13 protein-coding genes and 1 pseudogene are annotated in these 17,011 nt (G+C 71.7%); 10 read left to right on the forward strand and 4 right to left on the reverse strand.

Annotation, left to right across the window (positions count from 1 at the left end; genetic code table 11):
- Positions 1-270: 270 nt before the first annotated feature.
- The 5 genes and pseudogenes from MXD95_RS03570 to MXD95_RS03590 all read left to right on the forward strand — a co-directional run bounded on the left by MXD95_RS03570 (position 271) and on the right by MXD95_RS03590 (position 5,928).
- The gene (locus tag MXD95_RS03570; RefSeq protein ID WP_250639060.1) at positions 271-1,245 is read left to right on the forward strand and encodes a thiamine pyrophosphate-dependent enzyme; all 975 of its coding nucleotides are present in this window, start codon (positions 271-273) and stop codon (positions 1,243-1,245) included.
- A gap of 38 nt (positions 1,246-1,283) precedes the next feature.
- Positions 1,284-2,243 (forward strand): annotated as a pseudogene (locus MXD95_RS03575) (alpha-ketoacid dehydrogenase subunit beta); the annotation flags it as partial.
- A 217-nt stretch (positions 2,244-2,460) separates the two neighbouring features.
- Complete coding sequence (locus MXD95_RS03580; protein WP_250639061.1) at positions 2,461-4,002, forward strand: dihydrolipoamide acetyltransferase family protein; 1,542 nt, start codon at positions 2,461-2,463, stop codon at positions 4,000-4,002.
- 421 nt (positions 4,003-4,423) lie between these two features.
- Positions 4,424-5,329, forward strand: coding sequence for an LOG family protein (locus MXD95_RS03585; protein WP_250639062.1), 906 nt, complete (start codon positions 4,424-4,426; stop codon positions 5,327-5,329).
- Positions 5,326-5,928: an LOG family protein gene (locus MXD95_RS03590; protein WP_250639063.1), complete on the forward strand. Its 603-nt coding sequence runs from the start codon at positions 5,326-5,328 to the stop codon at positions 5,926-5,928. Before MXD95_RS03585 ends, MXD95_RS03590 begins: the two co-directional genes overlap by 4 nt.
- 110 nt (positions 5,929-6,038) lie before the next feature.
- Here MXD95_RS03590 and folP read toward each other — a convergent pair whose 3' ends face one another.
- Positions 6,039-6,896, reverse strand: coding sequence for a dihydropteroate synthase (folP, locus tag MXD95_RS03595; protein ID WP_250639064.1), 858 nt, complete (start codon positions 6,894-6,896; stop codon positions 6,039-6,041).
- A gap of 227 nt (positions 6,897-7,123) precedes the next feature.
- On the opposite strand from folP, the gene MXD95_RS03600 reads away from it, so the two are divergent.
- The 3 genes from MXD95_RS03600 to MXD95_RS03610 all read left to right on the forward strand — a co-directional run bounded on the left by MXD95_RS03600 (position 7,124) and on the right by MXD95_RS03610 (position 10,186).
- On the forward strand, positions 7,124-7,513 hold the full coding sequence (locus MXD95_RS03600) for a DivIVA domain-containing protein (protein WP_250639065.1): 390 nt from the start codon (positions 7,124-7,126) through the stop codon (positions 7,511-7,513).
- A 258-nt stretch (positions 7,514-7,771) separates the two neighbouring features.
- Complete coding sequence (locus MXD95_RS03605; protein WP_250639066.1) at positions 7,772-7,939, forward strand: DUF3117 domain-containing protein; 168 nt, start codon at positions 7,772-7,774, stop codon at positions 7,937-7,939.
- 330 nt (positions 7,940-8,269) lie between these two features.
- Positions 8,270-10,186 carry a leucyl aminopeptidase family protein gene (locus tag MXD95_RS03610; RefSeq protein WP_250639067.1) on the forward strand — a complete coding sequence of 639 codons (1,917 nt, stop codon included), beginning with the start codon at positions 8,270-8,272 and terminating at the stop codon, positions 10,184-10,186.
- A gap of 23 nt (positions 10,187-10,209) precedes the next feature.
- Here the strand turns inward: MXD95_RS03610 and MXD95_RS03615 are convergent, their stop codons facing one another.
- From MXD95_RS03615 to MXD95_RS03625, 3 genes are all read right to left on the reverse strand, one after another.
- The gene (locus tag MXD95_RS03615; protein ID WP_250639068.1) at positions 10,210-10,581 is read right to left on the reverse strand and encodes a hypothetical protein; all 372 of its coding nucleotides are present in this window, start codon (positions 10,579-10,581) and stop codon (positions 10,210-10,212) included.
- A gap of 51 nt (positions 10,582-10,632) precedes the next feature.
- Positions 10,633-12,585, reverse strand: a complete 1,953-nt coding sequence (locus MXD95_RS03620) for a hypothetical protein (RefSeq protein ID WP_250639069.1) — start codon at positions 12,583-12,585, stop codon at positions 10,633-10,635.
- Positions 12,586-12,900: 315 nt separating this feature from the next.
- A complete protein-coding gene (locus tag MXD95_RS03625) occupies positions 12,901-13,563 on the reverse strand; it encodes an O-methyltransferase (protein WP_250639070.1) in 663 nt (220 codons plus the stop codon).
- A gap of 179 nt (positions 13,564-13,742) precedes the next feature.
- Between MXD95_RS03625 and sigE the strand changes: the two genes are divergently transcribed.
- Positions 13,743-14,573: an RNA polymerase sigma factor SigE gene (sigE, locus tag MXD95_RS03630; RefSeq protein WP_250639071.1), complete on the forward strand. Its 831-nt coding sequence runs from the start codon at positions 13,743-13,745 to the stop codon at positions 14,571-14,573.
- Positions 14,574-15,361: 788 nt separating this feature from the next.
- On the forward strand, positions 15,362-15,565 hold the full coding sequence (locus tag MXD95_RS03635) for a hypothetical protein (protein WP_250639072.1): 204 nt from the start codon (positions 15,362-15,364) through the stop codon (positions 15,563-15,565).
- Positions 15,566-17,011 lie beyond the last annotated feature (1,446 nt).

Below are 17,011 nucleotides of genomic sequence, written 5' to 3' on the forward strand. Positions count from 1 at the left end.
CGGTGGGCGATCCTGCGGTGCCGTGTCGTCGCGCCGCCCGCCTGATCCTCTCAGTGCACGCATCCGCGGTGCGGATGCATCGTCCGAATTCCTCCTGAACCTGGTTGTGGGATGACGATCGACGCTCTGCCTGGTGAGACCTCGGATTCTCACGTATTCCTTCCCTCTCCGTCACCGGTGCGATTTCTCGATGATGCGGGTGGGGAGGTCGACGAACACGGTTCCCGCCGGCCGCCCGCAATGGAACGCCTGAAAGAGGCATATCGGGCGATGGTGCTGGCCCGGCGCTTTGACGCGCAGGCGATGGCGCTGGCGAAACAGGGCCGGATCGCGGCCTACCCGTCCTCGCTGGGCCAGGAAGCCTGCCAGATCAGCGTGGCATTCGCGCTGCGGCCCACCGACTGGCTTTTCCCCACCTATCGGGACGGCAATGCCCTGCTGACCCGGGGGATCGACCCGCTTGACGTGCTTGTCCCCGTCCGCGGCTACCAGCACTGCGGCTATGACCCGTACGTCCACCGGTGCGCGCCGATGGCGACTCCGCTGGCGACCCAGGCACTGCACGGGGCGGGTCTGGCCACGGCGGCACGCTGCCGGGGCGAGGACACCGTGGCGCTCGTGCTTCTCGGTGACGGCGCCACCAGCGAGGGAGACTTCCATGAGGCGCTCACCTTCGCCGGGGTCTTCCGTGCCCCGGTGGTGTTCGTCATCCAGAACAACCAGTTCGCGATCAGCGTGCCCCGGGCCCGGCAGAGCGCGGCACCCACGCTCGCGCACAAGGGCATCGGCTACGGCATCGCCGCGGAGCAGGCCGACGGCAACGATGTGCTCGCGGTGCTCGCGGTGCTCGACGAGGCGGTGGCGCAGGCCCGAGAGGGCGGCGGGCCGCGGCTCGTCGAGCTGCACACCTACCGGATGGGCCCGCACACCAGCACCGATGACCCCGGTCGCTACCGGGAGGCGGCGCTGACCGAAAGCTGGCGTCGCCGGGACCCGATCGACCGGCTCGCGGCCTACCTGCGCCGCCACGGCGGCCTGGACGACGCCGCGCAGGCCGGGCTCGACCTCGACGCTGACGCGCTCGCCGCGACCGTGCGTGCCGGGGTGGCGACACCGCCGGTCGTCGCCCCGACCGAGGTGATCGACCACGTCTATGCGGCGCCGCCGCGCTCCCTCGCCGAGCAGCGGGCCGCCCTCGTCGCCGAGCTAGCGGCGAGCGACGTCGCGGAAAGGGGAACACGGTGACCAGGACCCAGCCGCTGACGACGACCCAGCCGGTGACCATGGCCCAGGCGCTCAACCGCGCCCTGCGGGATGCGATGGCCGCCGACGAACGAGTCCTGATGTTCGGCGAGGACGTGGGTGCGCTCGGCGGCGTGTTCCGGATCACCGACGGGCTGGCCGCGCAGTTCGGCCCGCAGCGCTGCTTCGACACCCCGCTCGCCGAGGCGGGGATCGTCGGTTTCGCCGTCGGCATGGCGATGTACGGATTCCGGCCGGTGATCGAGATGCAGTTCGACGCCTTCGCCTACCCGGCCTTCGAGCAGGTGTTCAGCCATGTCGCGAAGATGGGCAGCCGCACAGCCGGCAGGGTCCGGCTGCCGATGGTGCTGCGCGTCCCCACCGGCGGCGGGATCGGCGCGGTCGAGCATCACGCGGACTCCGGCGAGGCCTACTACGCCCACACCGCGGGCCTGAAGGTACTCACCCCGTCGACCCCGGCCGACGCCTACCACCTGCTGCGAGCCGCGATCGAGGATCCCGACCCGGTGGTCGTGCTCGAACCGAAGAAGCTCTACTGGGCGCGCGGGCCGCTGGACGCGCCCGCCCAGCCCGCCGGTCTCGGTGGCGCGGTCGTGCGGCGCCCCGGCCGGGACGTCACGGTCGTCACCTACGGGGTGACGGTGCCGCTCGCGCTCGAGGCCGCGGACCTGGCCCAGGCTCAGGACATCGACCTGGAGGTTGTCGACCTGCGGGCCCTCGTCCCATTCGACGACGAGACGCTCGTCGCCAGCGTCCGACGGACCGGGCGCTGCGTGGTCGTGCACGAGGCGCAGGGCTTCGCCGGGATGGGCGCGGAGATCGCCGCCCGGCTGCAGGAACGATGCTTCCACTCGCTGGCAGCTCCCGTCCTGCGGGTGACCGGTCTGGATGTTCCCTACCCGGCGCCGCGCCTGGAGCATCACCACCGCCCGGACGTCGCCCGGATCCTGCAGGCGATCGGCCGCCTGCAGTGGGACGACCAGCCGGACGTCCATCACCTCGGCGGTTTTCCGCCGTCCACCCCGGCGCCCTCGTCGGCGGCCCCGATGCCCGACACCAGGGCTTCCGTGCCCGCGCCGGCTGCGCCGCTGATGGCTCCGACTCCCGAGCCTGCTGCGCGGACGGACCCGCCGGTGACGGTGGGCGTGTCCGCGGTGGCCCGGTAACTCCTGGACTCGACGAGAGGGATCGACGGACGTGGACGTGCTGGCCGATACACCCGGCGAGTTCCGGCTGCCTGATCTTGGCGAGGGGCTGGCTGAGGCCATCGTCGTGCGATGGCTGGTCGGGGTGGGCGAGACGGTGGAGATCGACCAGCCGGTTGTCGAGGTCGAGTCGGCCAAGGCCGTCGTGGAGATTCCCTGCCCGTTCGCCGGCGTCGTCCGCTCCCGCCACGGCGCGCCGGGCGACACTCTGGCCGTCGGCGCGCCGCTGCTGGCTATCCAGCTCGCCGAGCCGGACGGTGTGGGCGACGGCGGTACGGGGATCGCGCAGCGCGCGCTGGTTGGCTTCGGACCGGCGGTGGACGATGCTCCTGCGCCCGTCCATCCCGTAGCGACGATCCCCACGCAGCCGCAGCCGCAGCCGCACACACGACCCTTGACCGCAGACTCGGGCCCGACGCGAGAGGCACCTCGGGTCATTTCGCCGATCGTGCGACGCATGGCCCAGCAGGCACGGCTGGATCTTCGGGCCGTACCGGCAACCGGTGCGGACGGAGTGCTGCGCCGTGCCGACGTCGAGCGGGCCCTCGGCGCGGCTGCGCCGCGGCCAGATGAACCGACGCCCGCCCACGGCGCGGTCGCCGCTCACAATGCTGTCGCCGCCCACAATGCTGTCGCCGCCCACAATGCTGTCGCCGGCCACAATGCGATTCCTGCGCCCGACGCGGTTCCCCCGAACGGTACGGCGGCTGGCAACGGCGCGGCGTCCGCCCACGGCGTGATTCGCGGGCAGCCTCTCGGCCCCGGTGGCCATCTGACCTGGAACCCGTCGCTCGGCGGCTCGTCGAACGGGTTACCCGGTGGTTCGAGCGGCAGCTCGGACAGTGTCACCCGGATTCCGCTGACAGGGCGCCGCCGCCTGATCGCCGAGCGGATGGTGCGCAGCCGCCAGGAGATCCCTGAGGCGACGACCTGGCGGGACGTGGACATGACCCCGCTGCTCGCGGCCCGCGAGGAGATCAATGGGAGCCGGCCGGAGCGTCCGGTGCGCCTGCTGGGGCTGCTGGCCCGGTTCGCCATGGTAGGACTGCGCGAGTATCCCGAGCTGAACGCGACGGTCGACACCGACCGCAGCGAGATCCTTCGGTACGCGCACGTGCACGTCGGATTCGCGATGGCGGCGCCGGACGGTCTTCTCGTGCCGGTCATCCGGGACGCCGACGCGCTGAGCGCCTCCGCTCTCTCGCAGCGCCTGACCGACCTGATGGACGGAGCACGGCGACGCGCCCTCACGCCGACCGATCTGACCGGCGGCACCTTCACCATCAACAACCACGGTGCGCTCGGCACGGACGGGGCCAGCCCGATCATCAACTTCCCCGAGGCCGCCCAGCTTGCGATCGGTCGGGTCGCCGAACGGCCGTGGGTGGTCGACGGCCAGGTGTGTGTCCGCCGGGTCGCTCAGCTCACGCTGACCTTCGACCACCGGGTCTGCGACGGCGCGCCCGTCGCCGGTTTCCTGGGCCTCCTCGCCCGGTGCATCGAACGCCCTCTCGAGGCCCTTGCCGACCTCTGAGACCGTGGCCCACGCGGCTGTCTCGGCCGCAGCTAGGCATCCTGACCGGCCGCTTCCATCGGGTACCCGAAAGGAGCCACCCATCGCTGCCGCGTAGCCGACGCCGGTGGCCTATGGTGCCGGGGTGACAGGGACCGAGAATCCGCGGCCGCACCCCCCACGATCTGACGTCCCGCCATCGCCGGACGCTGCGGGGCCAGCGCCCGACTCATCGTCGCCCGCGGCGGGACCGCCGCTGTCACCCGAGCAGCCGCCTTCCGCGCTGTCACCGCCGCTGCCATCCGAGCAGCCGTCTTCCGCGCCGTCACCGCCGTCGTCACCGTCCGCACCGCCGCTGCCGTCACCCACACCGTCGAGCCCCGTGACCGGTGTGCCGGCCGTTGATGGGCCGGCATCTGGTTCGGCGGTGACTGGTTCGGCGGTGAACAGTCCACCGGCGAACCGCGCCGGGACGGGTGGTGCCGGGTTCCCGGCCGGACGCGAACGCCGCTATCCGCCGCCGGAGCAGATCCGTGGACCGGTGGTGGCTCGGCGTGGGCAGGTGGAGCGGTCCACCACCGACCAGCGATTGCTCGACACTCGTAGCCCCTCCGGCTTCGTGCACGCTGACCCGTGGCGTGTGCTGCGCATCCAGAGCGAGTTCGTCGAGGGCTTTGGCCTGCTCGCTGAACTGCCTCGGGCGGTGACCGTCTTCGGCTCGGCCAGGATCCGCCCGGACGACCCGGTCTACGCGCTCAGCCAGCGACTCGGCGCGGCGCTCGCCCGCGCTGGTTTCGCAGTGATCACCGGCGGGGGGCCGGGCGTGATGGAGGCTGTGAACCGGGGTGCTCAGGAGGCTGGCGGGCTGTCAGTGGGCCTCGGCATTGAGCTGCCATACGAGCAGCGGCTCAACGACTGGGTCGATCTCGGCGTCAGCTTTCGCTATTTCTTCGTCCGCAAGACGATGTTCGTGAAGTACGCGGAGGCGTTTGTCATCCTGCCCGGCGGGCTCGGCACGCTCGACGAGTTGTTCGAGGCCCTCACTCTGGTCCAGACGGGCAAGGTCACTCGGTTCCCGGTCGTACTGATCGGTTCCGACTACTGGTCGGGCCTGCTCGACTGGCTACGCGCCACAGTCCTCGCCGCTGGGCTGATCAAGGAGGCCGACCTGCACATGATGTCGGTGACGGACGACGTTGACGAAGCCGTACGTATCGTCCACGCAGGCACCTCCGGCCACGGCGCTTCTGGCCACGGGGCAACGGGCAGTGGTGCCTCGGGCCAGGTCAGCCCGGACGGCGGTGTTTCGGGTTCAGACGGCGGCCAGGCCGAGGGCAGACGACGATGAACATCTGTGTGTACTGCGCGTCGTCGTCCGAGATCGACCTGACTCACATGGAGCTGGCAGCCGAGACCGGGACGGCGATCGCGCGCCGCGGGCACGCACTGGTCTCCGGCGGCGGCTCGGTGTCGTGCATGGGCGCCGTGGCTCGCGCGGCCCGGGCCGGCGGGGCGCGCACGATCGGGATCATCCCGGCGGCGTTGCACGCGCTGGAGGTCACCGACACCGACTCAGACGAGCTGATCGTCACCGCGACGATGCGGGAGCGCAAGGGCCTCATGGACGACCGGGCTGACGGCTTCCTCGCGCTTCCCGGCGGGCTCGGCACGCTGGAGGAGCTGCTGGAGATCTGGGTGGCGCGGGTGCTCGACCTGCACACCAAGCCGGTCGTTGTGCTTGACCCGGACGGGGTGTTCGCGCACCTGCGCGCGCTCGTCGACTCACTGGTCGCCGCTGGCTTCGTCCGCCCCGCTGCCCGCGACACCGTGCGCTGGGCGAGCAGCGTGGCGGAGGCGTTTGAGTTTCTAGAGGCCGGACTGGAGCTGCGCGGCCCGAGCGCCGCGACGCCGTCACCTACCGCGGACGAAATTGTTGAAGGCGAGTAGCGACTGCGCCCACCATGCCCGCGTGGGCACGATGGCCAGATTTGCCAGGAGGGCCTCGCCGGTCTGGCCGGATCCGCCGATCCGCCAGGCCCCCGGCGGCGGGGGGACAGTCAGACGACGCCGCGACGGGCGACGGCGAGGTCGGTGTCGCCACGGATCGCCGAGACCATACGCAGCGTCCGGATTGTTGCCGCGACCTGGTGCGCGCGGAACACTCGGGCGCCGAGCCAGGCGCTCACCGCGGAGGCGGCAAGGGTGCCCTCCAGCCGTTCGTCGACGCCGGTGTCGAGCGTCTCACCGACGAAGTCCTTGTTCGACATGGCGACGAGTACCGGCCATCCCGTGGCAGCGAGTTCGGGTAGACGGCGGGTCGCCTCGAGGGAATGGCGGCTGTTCTTGCCGAAATCATGTCCCGGGTCGATGAGGATCGCCTCGGGGTGGACCCCCAGAGCTACCGCGCGTTCGGCGAGCTCCACCGTGGTCGTGATGATGTCGGCGACCACGTCGTCGTAGGTCATGCGGTGCGGGCGGGTGCGCGGCGGCAGATGCCCGGCATGGGTGCAGACGAGGCCGACGCCGTGTTCGGCGGCAACTTCGGCAAGGTTTGGGTCGACCCCACCCCACGCATCGTTGAGCAGGTCAGCGCCCTCGCCGGCGACGACCTGGCCGACCTCGGCCCGCCAGGTGTCGACACTGATCACCACCTCCGGGTGCTGTGCGCGCACCGCCGCGACGAACCCGCCAACCCGGCGCAGCTCCTCGGCAGCGTCGATCTCCTCGCCCGGTGCCGCCTTCACCCCGCCGATATCGATGATCTCCGCTCCGTCGGCGACCGCCCGGTCGACCGCGGCGAGCGCATCGGCCGCGCCGTAGGTCGCTCCCCGGTCGAAGAACGAGTCCGGGGTGCGGTTCACGATCGCCATGACAACGAGCTCGCTCGGCGCGAACAGCCGCCTCCCCAACCGCAACGGCCGCTGTCCTTGCGCAGCCGTCGAGTTGCCTGCGGTCATCGGGCTGCCGGCCTGGTCGGACTCGTCGTCGTGGTCGTGTCGGCTGGGCCCGAAGTCGCCGGCGAGTCGAGAGCTGGCCGGCGGAGGCGCTCAGAGGCGGCGGGGACGGCGTCCATCCGGCCAGCCTGCCAGATCAGGTGGGGTGCGCTCAGCTGTCCCACGAGAGTCATGGCACGATCGATGGCGTGGTGCTCGCTGTCGAGATCGTCATTGTGGTCGCCGTCGTGTTCACCGTGGCTGCCCTGGCTGTGGGGCGCTTCGAACGGATGCGGCCTGCCCCGCCGGACAGCTCTTCGGTCGGCCTGCCCACCGGCGAGGTCACGGCTGGCGACGTCACCCGCACCCGGTTCGCGATGGCGCTGCGTGGATACCGGATGGCCGAGGTCGACGCCGTCCTGTTGCGCCTGGCCGACGAGCTGGCCTGGCGCGACGACGAGCTGGCCCGTCGGGACGAGGAACTTGTCCGCCTGGCGTCCTTCGCCCGCATCGGCGCGACGCGGGATGCGCAGGACCCTCCGGAACCGCCGGATGCGCCCGCCGATTCCGCCGACACCGCGGCCCGACCGCACGGCTGATCCCGCTCTCGCCGACCCGCTCTCGCCGCTATCACCTGTCCGCCAAGCCTCGCCCATCAGGCGCAGCGCGTTGGTGGGCCATCGGGGTGGATCACCTGATCGCGGCGGTCTGCACGACTCTCGACATCGGACACCCACTGTGCGCTGTCGACACCGGCGACCGTTGTGAATGCTCGGGGAGACGTGTTTCGGTTTGCGGTCCGGTCTACGGGATAATCGTCGCCAGACGCAGGTCCGACGGCAGGAAGAGGTGCACCGATGGCGGCCATGAAGCCGCGGACGGGTGACGGTCCGCTCGAGGTGACCAAGGAGGGGCGCGGCATCGTCATGCGTGTCCCGCTGGAGGGGGGCGGTCGGCTCGTCGTGGAACTCACCGCCGACGAGGCGGGTGCGCTGGGGGACGCACTCAAGACCGCGGTCAGCTAGCTCGCCGGTGCGCGCGCCACACGATCTTCGACGTACGACACTCGCCAGGCCACGCACGTCGCACCACGCACGCCACACCGTGCCGAGGGACGGTCGGTGCGCAGGAGGGTCGGTCGAATGACTGGGCACGTCGCATGACTGGGCACGTCGCGTGAGGGGCCATGTCGAATGACCGGGCAGGGGGCATCGGAGGCAACGACGTCGGGCTCGCACACGAGCCCGACAGGCTCGCTGGGACTGGGAGCCTCGGGTAGTGCGGCGGGGTCGCGGGGAGCGCGGGGCCCTGGCTCGGATCTGCCGCTGGCCGGGTTCACTGCCAGGCTTCCTGAGGTGGCCCTGAGCTCCGGGCGCGTCGGTGACGTCGATGTGACCGCTGTCGCCGTCGTGCTTGCGGCGGGGGCGGATGGCCCGCGCTTCGACGACGACGCCCGGCAGGCAGGCGACGATCTCGGGGTCCACCTGGATGCGCTCATCGAGTCGGAATCGTTGCGGGGAGACGCCGGCTCCGTACTGGCGGTGCCCCTCGCTGCGTCCCTGAATGCGGCCCCCGAGACCGTGACCCCCAAAGGTGTGCCCTCGGACGGAGCTCTGACCGGTTCGAGGGCTGCGGCAGGGGATGCGAAAGCTGCGGCAGGGGAATCGCCGCGGCGGCTGTACGTGGTGGGCGTCGGTGCGGGGGAGCCCGGCGACTGGCGTGCTGCCGGCGCTGCACTCGCCCGACGCTCGGGGTCGGTTGGGCGGCTCGCCCTGGTTCCCGGCTCGGTGCTGTCGCCCATCGGGCTGCGTTCGCTCGCCGAAGGACTGGCCCTGGGCGGCTATCGCGTTGCTGGTCTGCTCGACCGAGTCGCCTCCCCTGGGGAGGCCCCAGGGGAGGGCGTTGCGTCGAGCTCCCGGCTCGAAGGTGGTGCGTCAACTGGGAACGGTGTGCCGACCGTCAGTGACGAATCGCCCGTCGAAGATGCGCGGTGTGTCGCTGGTAAGCCGCCCGGAGCGGGTGCTCTCTGCGCCGGAGATGCGCCGTCCGGGGAAGGCGCGCCGCTCTCGCAGGGCAGCAGTATCGCTGGCGGCGGGGGGCTGCGTGAGGTCGTCGTGCTCGACGACGGGCTGGCGGACGATCCCGAGGCTCGGGCGGCGCTGCGAGCCGCGCGCACGGTGGGGATTTCCGTGTGCATCGCACGCGATCTGGTGAACACTCCGAGTCTGCTGAAGTCGCCGCAATGGTTGGCCGAGCGGGCCGTGCGGATCGCGACCGCGGCCGGCCTCACCGCGCAGGTGCTCGAGCCGGCAGAGCTGGCCGAGCGGGGATTCGGGGGCCTGTGCGCAGTTGGCCGCGGCTCGCCGAGACCGCCGCGACTCGTCCGGATCGAGTATTTCGGACCGACAGCATCATCGCGGCCTGGCGAGGCTGTCGAATCACCCAGCGACGCGGACCCGGCCACGCTGGACCCGGCCAAGACCGGGTCCAGCGTGGCACAGCCGCATCGAGTCCTTGTCGGCAAGGGGATCACCTTCGACTCCGGGGGCCTGTCCCTCAAGCCACCGGGTTCGATGATCTCCATGAAGACGGACATGGCCGGCGCTGCCGCCGTCCTCGGCGCGATGACCGCGCTGCCCTCTCTCGGCGTTCCCGGCCGGGTCACCGGCCTGCTGTGCCTGGCCGAGAACATGATCGGCGCTGCGGCGATGCGTCCCGGCGACGTCATCACCTGCTGGGGCGGGACGACCGTCGAGGTGCTCAACACTGATGCCGAGGGCAGGCTCGTGCTCGCCGACGCGCTCGCCTACGCGGCCGGTGAGCTCGGTGCGGACGTCCTGGTGGATCTGGCGACCCTGACCGGCGCGATCTCCGTTGCGCTCGGCCGGCGCACTGCCGGACTGTTCAGCTCAGATGACGATCTTGCGGCCGCCCTCGCCGCCGCTGCCGACAGCGCCGGGGAGAGGGTGTGGCGACTGCCGTTGACCGCCGAGTACCGCCCGGCCCTCGATTCCCCGGTCGCGGACCTCACGAACATCGGTCGGGCCCTCGACGTCGGCGGTGGGTCGATCACTGCGGCCCTGTTCCTGCGCGAGTTCGCCGGCGGTCTCCCCTGGGCGCACCTCGACATCGCCGGTACCGCCCGCGCCGACGCGGACGATGGCGAGATAAGCCGGGGCGGCACCGGCTGGGGCGTGCGCACCCTACTTGCCTGGCTTGCCCTGCCACCCGCTTCCGCATCCGCCGCCTCGGACGACCTTGCCCGCGTCTGAGGACGTACGTCTCCGGCCGGCGGTCAGGGGGCGGCAGGCGAGCTGGTGGGCAGGGCGGCGAGCTGGTCGCGGGCCCATCGGAGGCTGTCGTGCTCGGACATCACGGCTGGCCAGCCGGCGAGCGCTGCGTCGATCATGCCTCGTTCGGCGACCGCGAGGATCTCCACGCGCAGCGCGCTGATGTCCACCTGTTCGACGTCGAGCTGGTCGAGGTAGCGCGCGAAAATCCCGCCGGGATGTGGTTCGCGGACCGCGTAGATCTCGCCCGTGTCCGCGACCCAGTTCAGCCGGTAGGTGCTGTGGCTATCCCGATGATCCGTCCAACCGTCACCGAACGGGACCTCCACCGAGGACTGCCGCCGAGGGTCGGCGCGGTAGAACTCGCGAATGTTCATGGTGTCATCCTCTCCCACGCCCCCGCCGGGTAATCGGGAGACGACGCAAGCTCAGCCGGCCAGGCGCGTCAGGGCCGTCTCGTAGCCCCTTGCCTGCGTGTCCGTGAGGACCAGGGACACCCGCAGCACGATCGCACCCCGCCGGTAGACGTGTTCGGCTACCAGATCATGGCCGGTGGTGACGGTGAGGAGTCCGCGGGCACGGCGCTGGGCGGAGGACACATCGGAGAAGACCTCGATCGCCCCACCTCGCTCGATGGCACCGGCCGGGGCGCCCCGCACCTCGTTCGAGCCCACTCGGGTGTCGCGGAAGGCCACCCGGCTCGTGTAGCCGCCGGAGGTGCCGAGCAGATGATCCGGGTCGGTGGCCGCGGTGTAGACCTTGGTGGTGCGTAGGGGAAGGCCGGCCGCTCGCAGCTGGATCGCTACCTGCTCGGCGGTGCCGGCGGTGAGTCCCTGCCCCGCTGCGCCACTGCCGTCGGCAGCTGCCGCACCGCCGCTCGGGCCGGCCGAACTGGTCGATCCGCCGGCCGGGTCGGCAGGCGCACCGGTGGCCGCGGTCGGGGTTGGGCTCGGGCTCGGGTCGGCGGCCGCGTGGTGCCGGTGCGCCGGTCCGACCAGCAGGTTCAGGACGTAGCCGGCAGCTCCAGCGAGCAGCGCCACCAGCAGGATGATCGCAAGATAGGGCAGCAGGCTTCCCCGCGCGCCCGACGGTGCGCCAGCCGCACCCCGGCTGGAGGCCGCGCCCGGATCTGGGACGCCGTGCCTGCCCGCGACCCGGCCCGCTGCTGGGGACGGATGGGGAACATACGGCCGGTACGGGACGGGCGTGTCCACGCGATCGGTCGCGGGGTGGTCCCACTGGGATTGTGGGCCGGTAGGCGCGTCGTCCAGGTCGTCCCCGTACCCGCGTCCGTCGACTCCGGTCGGTCCGCGAACCGGGCGAGACTCCGGGCGGGACCGGTACTGCCCGGTGGCGACGTGGGTCGGGGGACGCCGGCCGTGGGACGTCTGCGGTTCATGGGGCGCCGAGGCGGCACGGTAGGAATCGCCGGCGCGGTGAGGCGGAGTGTCCTCACGTGGTCCGTGCCCGGCGGGGGACGCCCAGTCCCGCTCTCGATACTGTGGGCGGTCGCCATAACGGTCACCGCCGGGGTTCCGGTCGTCATTGGCGTTGCGGCCGCCGCCGAAGCGGTCGTCGTCCGGGTACCGGTCGTGGCGAGAGGAACGCCTGTCCCCAAAGTGCTCGTCCCCGTAGCGGTCGTCGCCGGCAGGCTGGTCCCCGCCGGCAAGGCGGTGATCGGCGGGGTAGGGGTCAGCCCAGCCGTCCTCGGGTTCGCTACGGCGGAACGCGGCGCTGTCACGGGAGCCGGTTTCGGTGCCGTGTCGTGATCGTTCCCGGTCGGTGGGACGGCCCGGGCGACCATGGTCGGCCGCCGGGCCGCGCTGCGCCAGATGATCGTCGTGAACGGAGGCGCCGTCGTTCCGGCCGGTGCTGCCGTTCCAGTCTGTGGAGTCGTCCCATTCAGGGTGGCTGTCCCGCCGGCCATCGGGCCCGTACTGGTCAGCGGCTGGCGCTGGGGCGATCCACTGGTCCCGGCTGCCGCGCGGATCGCTGTTGTCGTACCGATCGCCGCCGGGTGGGACTCCGCCCTCCCAGGACTCGCCGTCGACCGGGCGGGCGTGAGCGGAGCGGGCGGTACGGCCGCGGGGGCGCGGACGATGATCGGACGTGTCGAACTCGGATTCGGAGTGCGAGCCGAGCTCGGAGGGGTATGCGGGGGGATATTCGTATGGGTAGCCGTCGCGAACCTGGTTATGGGCGGGACGGCCATCGAGAGGGTCGGGTTCGAGGTACCGGTCGGTGGCGTCGGGGTGGTGTCCGTCACGCGGCTGGGGAGCACTCAGGTGGTGATGGCTGTCGTGGGCTGCCGCGGCGCCGCCGTGACCGGCATGTCCGCCGAAGTCCTCGTGGCGCCGGTCTTCCCGGGCGGCCGGTGCCATCCACTTCCCATCGTGTCGATATATCCCGCTCGACGGGCACACTACGCGCTTGTTCCCAGAATCCTCCGGACTGGGCATAAGCCGGCGTGATCGGATGCGCCACTGTCGTGTGGCTGTGGGCCTCCCGATGCAGCTGTGTGGAGGGCGGCGTGGCACGCTCCCGATCGTCAGGTGCTCGGGCCCGTCCCTTCGGGAGGTGGCAGTCACCGAGAGCACCCGTCAGCACGAAAGGTAACTATGATGACGCTGAGCGTTAACGATCGGGGGCGGCCGATGCTCGCCCGGTGCGTGCGGCGAGGGCTGGCCCGGCGAGAGTCAGCCCACCGGCGAGGACTTCGCGACGACCGCGATGAGCAGCCCGCCGCCAGTGGTGAGCATCATCTGGGTCAGTCGGATATCGTCGCGCACCGCGGTTGCCAGCTCGCGGACTGCGATGGCATCGGCGGTGCGCACGGCGGGGTCCGCGGCCTGGCCGTCGGCGAGGATGCCGGCGAACACGACGATGCCCCCGGGGCGCAGCAGCCGCAGCGCCTGGGTGAGGTATTCGCTTCCCTCTCGGCGGTCTGCATCGCAGAACACCAGATCGTAGGCGCCGTCGGTGAGCCGGGGCAGGACATCCAGGGCCCGGCCGGTGATCAGGCGTGAGCGGCCGGGAGCCATTCCGGCGTCGGCGTAGGTCCGCCGGGCCAGGCGCAGATGCTCGGCCTCGACGTCGATCGTGGTCAGTGTGCCGTCCGGGCGCATGCCACGCAGTAGCCAGGTACCGGACACCCCGGTACCTGTACCGATCTCCACGACCGCGCGGGCACCCACGGCAGCAGCGAGAAAGCGCAGCACTGCACCGGCGCCTGGACTGACCGGGACGATCCCGACCTCCTCGGCACGGGAGCGGGCAGCACGAAGGATGGGGTCTTCCAGCAGGAAGCCCTCGGCGTAGGCGGCGGCGAAACCCAGCTCGCCGATGTCTGTCTGGGGCATGACACCCGCAGCCTACGGGAACGGGAGAGCACAGATGCGCGTTCATCTGATCGACGCGCGTCGTGTCGAGGATCGTGGCGCGACCATCGAGGGGAGATACAACGGTGTCCGCAGCGGGATTCGCCGCTCCCTGGCCGGGCCGTCGGGTACGTTCGACGCGAACCGACCGAGAGGCGGCCGTGGCTGCGCAGGACTCCGGGGCGGCTAGTGACGCCACCGGCGCCGCCGCCACAGCAGAAGCCTGGGTGCCTCCGTCGTGGGAGGACGTGGTCCGCGAGCACGGCAACCGGGTGTACCGGCTGGCTTACCGTCTCACTGGCAACGCCCATGACGCCGAGGACCTCACACAGGATGTCTTCGTGCGCGTGTTCCGCTCGCTCGCGGACTACACCCCCGGCACCTTCGAGGGCTGGCTGCACCGCATCACGACGAACCTGTTCCTGGACCGGATGCGCCGTCAGCAGAAGATCAGGTTCGACGCCCTCCCGGAGGACACCGAACGTCTCGCCGGGCGCGAGGCTAGCCCGGAGGCCGTCTACGCCGAGGCTCACCTCGACGCCGACGTCGAAGCGGCGCTCGCCGCGCTGCCGCCCGACTTTCGGGCGGCCGTCGTGCTGTGCGACATCGAGCAACTGTCCTATGAGGAGATCGCCCAGACTCTCGGGGTGAAGCTCGGCACGGTGCGTAGCCGCATCTCCCGTGGCCGGGCCATGCTGCGGGCGGCGCTGGCCGATCGCGCCCCCCGCGCCGGTGACGGCGTCCTGCTCGCCGCCGAGGATGAGAAGAACGCGCTGGATGGCGCGTACGCGGCTGCCGCGGCCAGGGCCAAGCCAGGGCGAGGGCGGTCTGACGGGGCCGGGCCGGCCGCCGGTCCGCAATCTGATCAGCCCGTCAGTGATCCCGTCGCCTCACGGCGGGACCATGACGACGGTCGCGGCAGGATCGGGCGGCGGCATGACGCCCTCCCCGCTGGGGGCAAGGGCGGTGCTCCGGCGGAGCGTCCCGCGTGACCGAGCATCTCGGCGACCGGATCTCGCCGCTCATCGATCACCAGCTCGACCACGACGCCCGGGATCGCGCCTTCGCCCATCTCGCCGGGTGCAGCACCTGCCAGCACGAGGTCGCCCGGATGCGGCGGCTGAAAGCACAGCTGGTGGCGTTGCGGGACCCGATGATGTCCGACGCGTTCGTCGCGCGGCTGCGCGATCTCGGCGCCGTCTCGCCGGTGGCAAGGGCCGGCGGCCATGGACGGTCCCGTCCACCTGGCCGGCCGCTCATCCAGCCGATGACGCGGTCCGGGTTCCTGGGGCACGGCGCGCAGTCCTCCACGCTCGCGCCCGTGCCGCCGGCGCCCGTGCCAGTGGAACCACCGCCAGGGGCGCCGGCACGCCAGGGTCAGGCTGAGGTTTCAGCTCGGCAGGCGGACCCTCGAAGCCCGCTGGCCGCGCAGTCGTTGTCGCCGTCAGCGAGCCTGCCGAGGCTGTCAGGGCCGATGCCCGAGTCGATGACGCCGCAGGGAGCAGGGCCTGTGGTTGAGGCTGGGCCTGCGGCGGAAGCCGGGCCGGCCAGGCCGCTTGGGGCCAGGCCGCTTGGGGCCAGGCCGGATCCGATCGTCGCGTCCCGATCCGGCGTGCCCCGGATGCGCGCGGACCGCCTGATCGGCCCCGGCCGGTCAGCCGTCCCGCCCAGGCCCGCCCCGCGGCGCGGGCCTGGGCGGGACGGGGTGTCGCGGACGGGCCCGCGTGGCCGCCCCCGTCGTCGCCTGCCGTCGAGGCCCACCGGCTTTCGCGGGTCGGCTGTGCGGCGAACCTTGCTCGGCTCGGCAGCGCTGCTGGTGCTCGCGATGACCGGTACCGCCGTCGGAGACGGCGGCGGGAGCGCTCGGCAGGGGCCCGTCGCCGTGCCCACAGTGTCGTCCGTCGTGGCTCCTGGTCCGCCGGCCGGCAGCTCCCTGCGGCTGATTCCGATGTTCACCCCGATGCGGGTTTCGTTCCGCCGCTGACGCCGCCCGTCCGTGGGCCCTGACCGCCCACGGGGATCGGCCGTCCGCGGCCGTCTGCGGCCGCCCGCAGCCGTCCGCTGTATCGGTTGCCTGCCGCATCCGCGGGATGGGACCTCGGTATGTCATTGACGACGAGCAGACGGTTCGCGAGCGGAGACCGGGGTTCTTTGTTTGTTCACATCGACTGCACGGCGCAGAAACACTGCGCGGTGTCGAGATCTTCGCTCCGGTGTCCGGTCCGGTCGCGAACGTCGTCGACTTCCTCGTCCCCGCCGTTGGTTCTTGCGTTGTCGTCGTTGTCGAAATTGTGGTTGACAGGTCGACTTCGGCGCGCCTGCGGGGGTTCACCGTCGGGGGCCCGGGGGACACGCGCCCGGCCGTCCGCACTCCGACTCCGGTCCCTCGGAGATTCGTTACGCTCCGGCGGTCGCGGGGTGCGATTGGCCGGACCGGAGAAGTCTTTTTCGGACAGTTCTGCGGGAGAGGTCTCCTCTATCGCGATGTGAGGCTTTACCGTGTTACCCGCTCGGAGTCGTCGGGTGGGCCTTCCAGGACGGAACCGGTTGCCGGCGTTCCGCCGTGCCCCACGACACGCCGAGCTGGGAGGTCGCGTGGAAGGCAGCGCCAGTGAGGCGACGATCGAGAGTGTGAGCAGGTTCGAGTCACCGGTGAGACCCCGAAGCCTCGAACGGTCCTCGACGATCGCCGCTCACCTGCCCGCATCAGGCCTGCCCGCATCCGATGTTCCCCAGGATGCTCCGGGTAGCGATAGCACGCGGCCAGGAGCCGATGCGCACGGCTCGGTCGATTCCGTCACCGAGCGTCGCCGCGGGGATCCGCGTGCCCCCGAAGAGGTGACCATCCCGTCGGAGTCGGCGCGGATGCCATTGCATCCGCCGCCCGACCCGGCCAGGGATCCCCGCGTCTCTGCCGCCGCTCCCGCCGCGTCGGCCACCGGCACGCCGTCCGCGCTGTCCGAATCGTCGTCCCCGTCCGAACCGTCGCCCCCGCCCGAACCCTCCGAGCCGGTGAAGCCATCCGTGCTGCCTGCGCCCGCTACCCTGGCGTCACACGCCACGGCCGGGTCGCCGGCCTTGCGCACCGTCGGCCGACCCCGGGCCGAGCCTCCTGCGGCCAGCGGATTGCAGCGGGCATCTCCCGCCGCTGAGGCCGGTGGCTTCGGCGCCACCGGCGTGTCTGGTGTCATGGGCGCGACGGAGACGGCGAAGACCCGGCCTCCCCTGCGTCCGCCGGCCCGTCCGCCGGTTCCACCGCCGGGCGAGGAGCGGCTGCGGCCGGCGACCGGCGCGCGCCATGGCCGTCACTCCGGCCGCCCCAGCGGTGATGAGGCGCCAGCCGCTGACGGCGGTGAGCGGCACCGCGGTGAGCGGCAGGGCATCGAGGGGCAGGGCACCGAACGGCAGGGCACCGAACGGCACGGCACCG

Source organism: Frankia sp. AiPa1, assembly GCF_023243075.1.
In the GTDB taxonomy this organism is placed as follows: domain Bacteria; phylum Actinomycetota; class Actinomycetes; order Frankiales; family Frankiaceae; genus Frankia.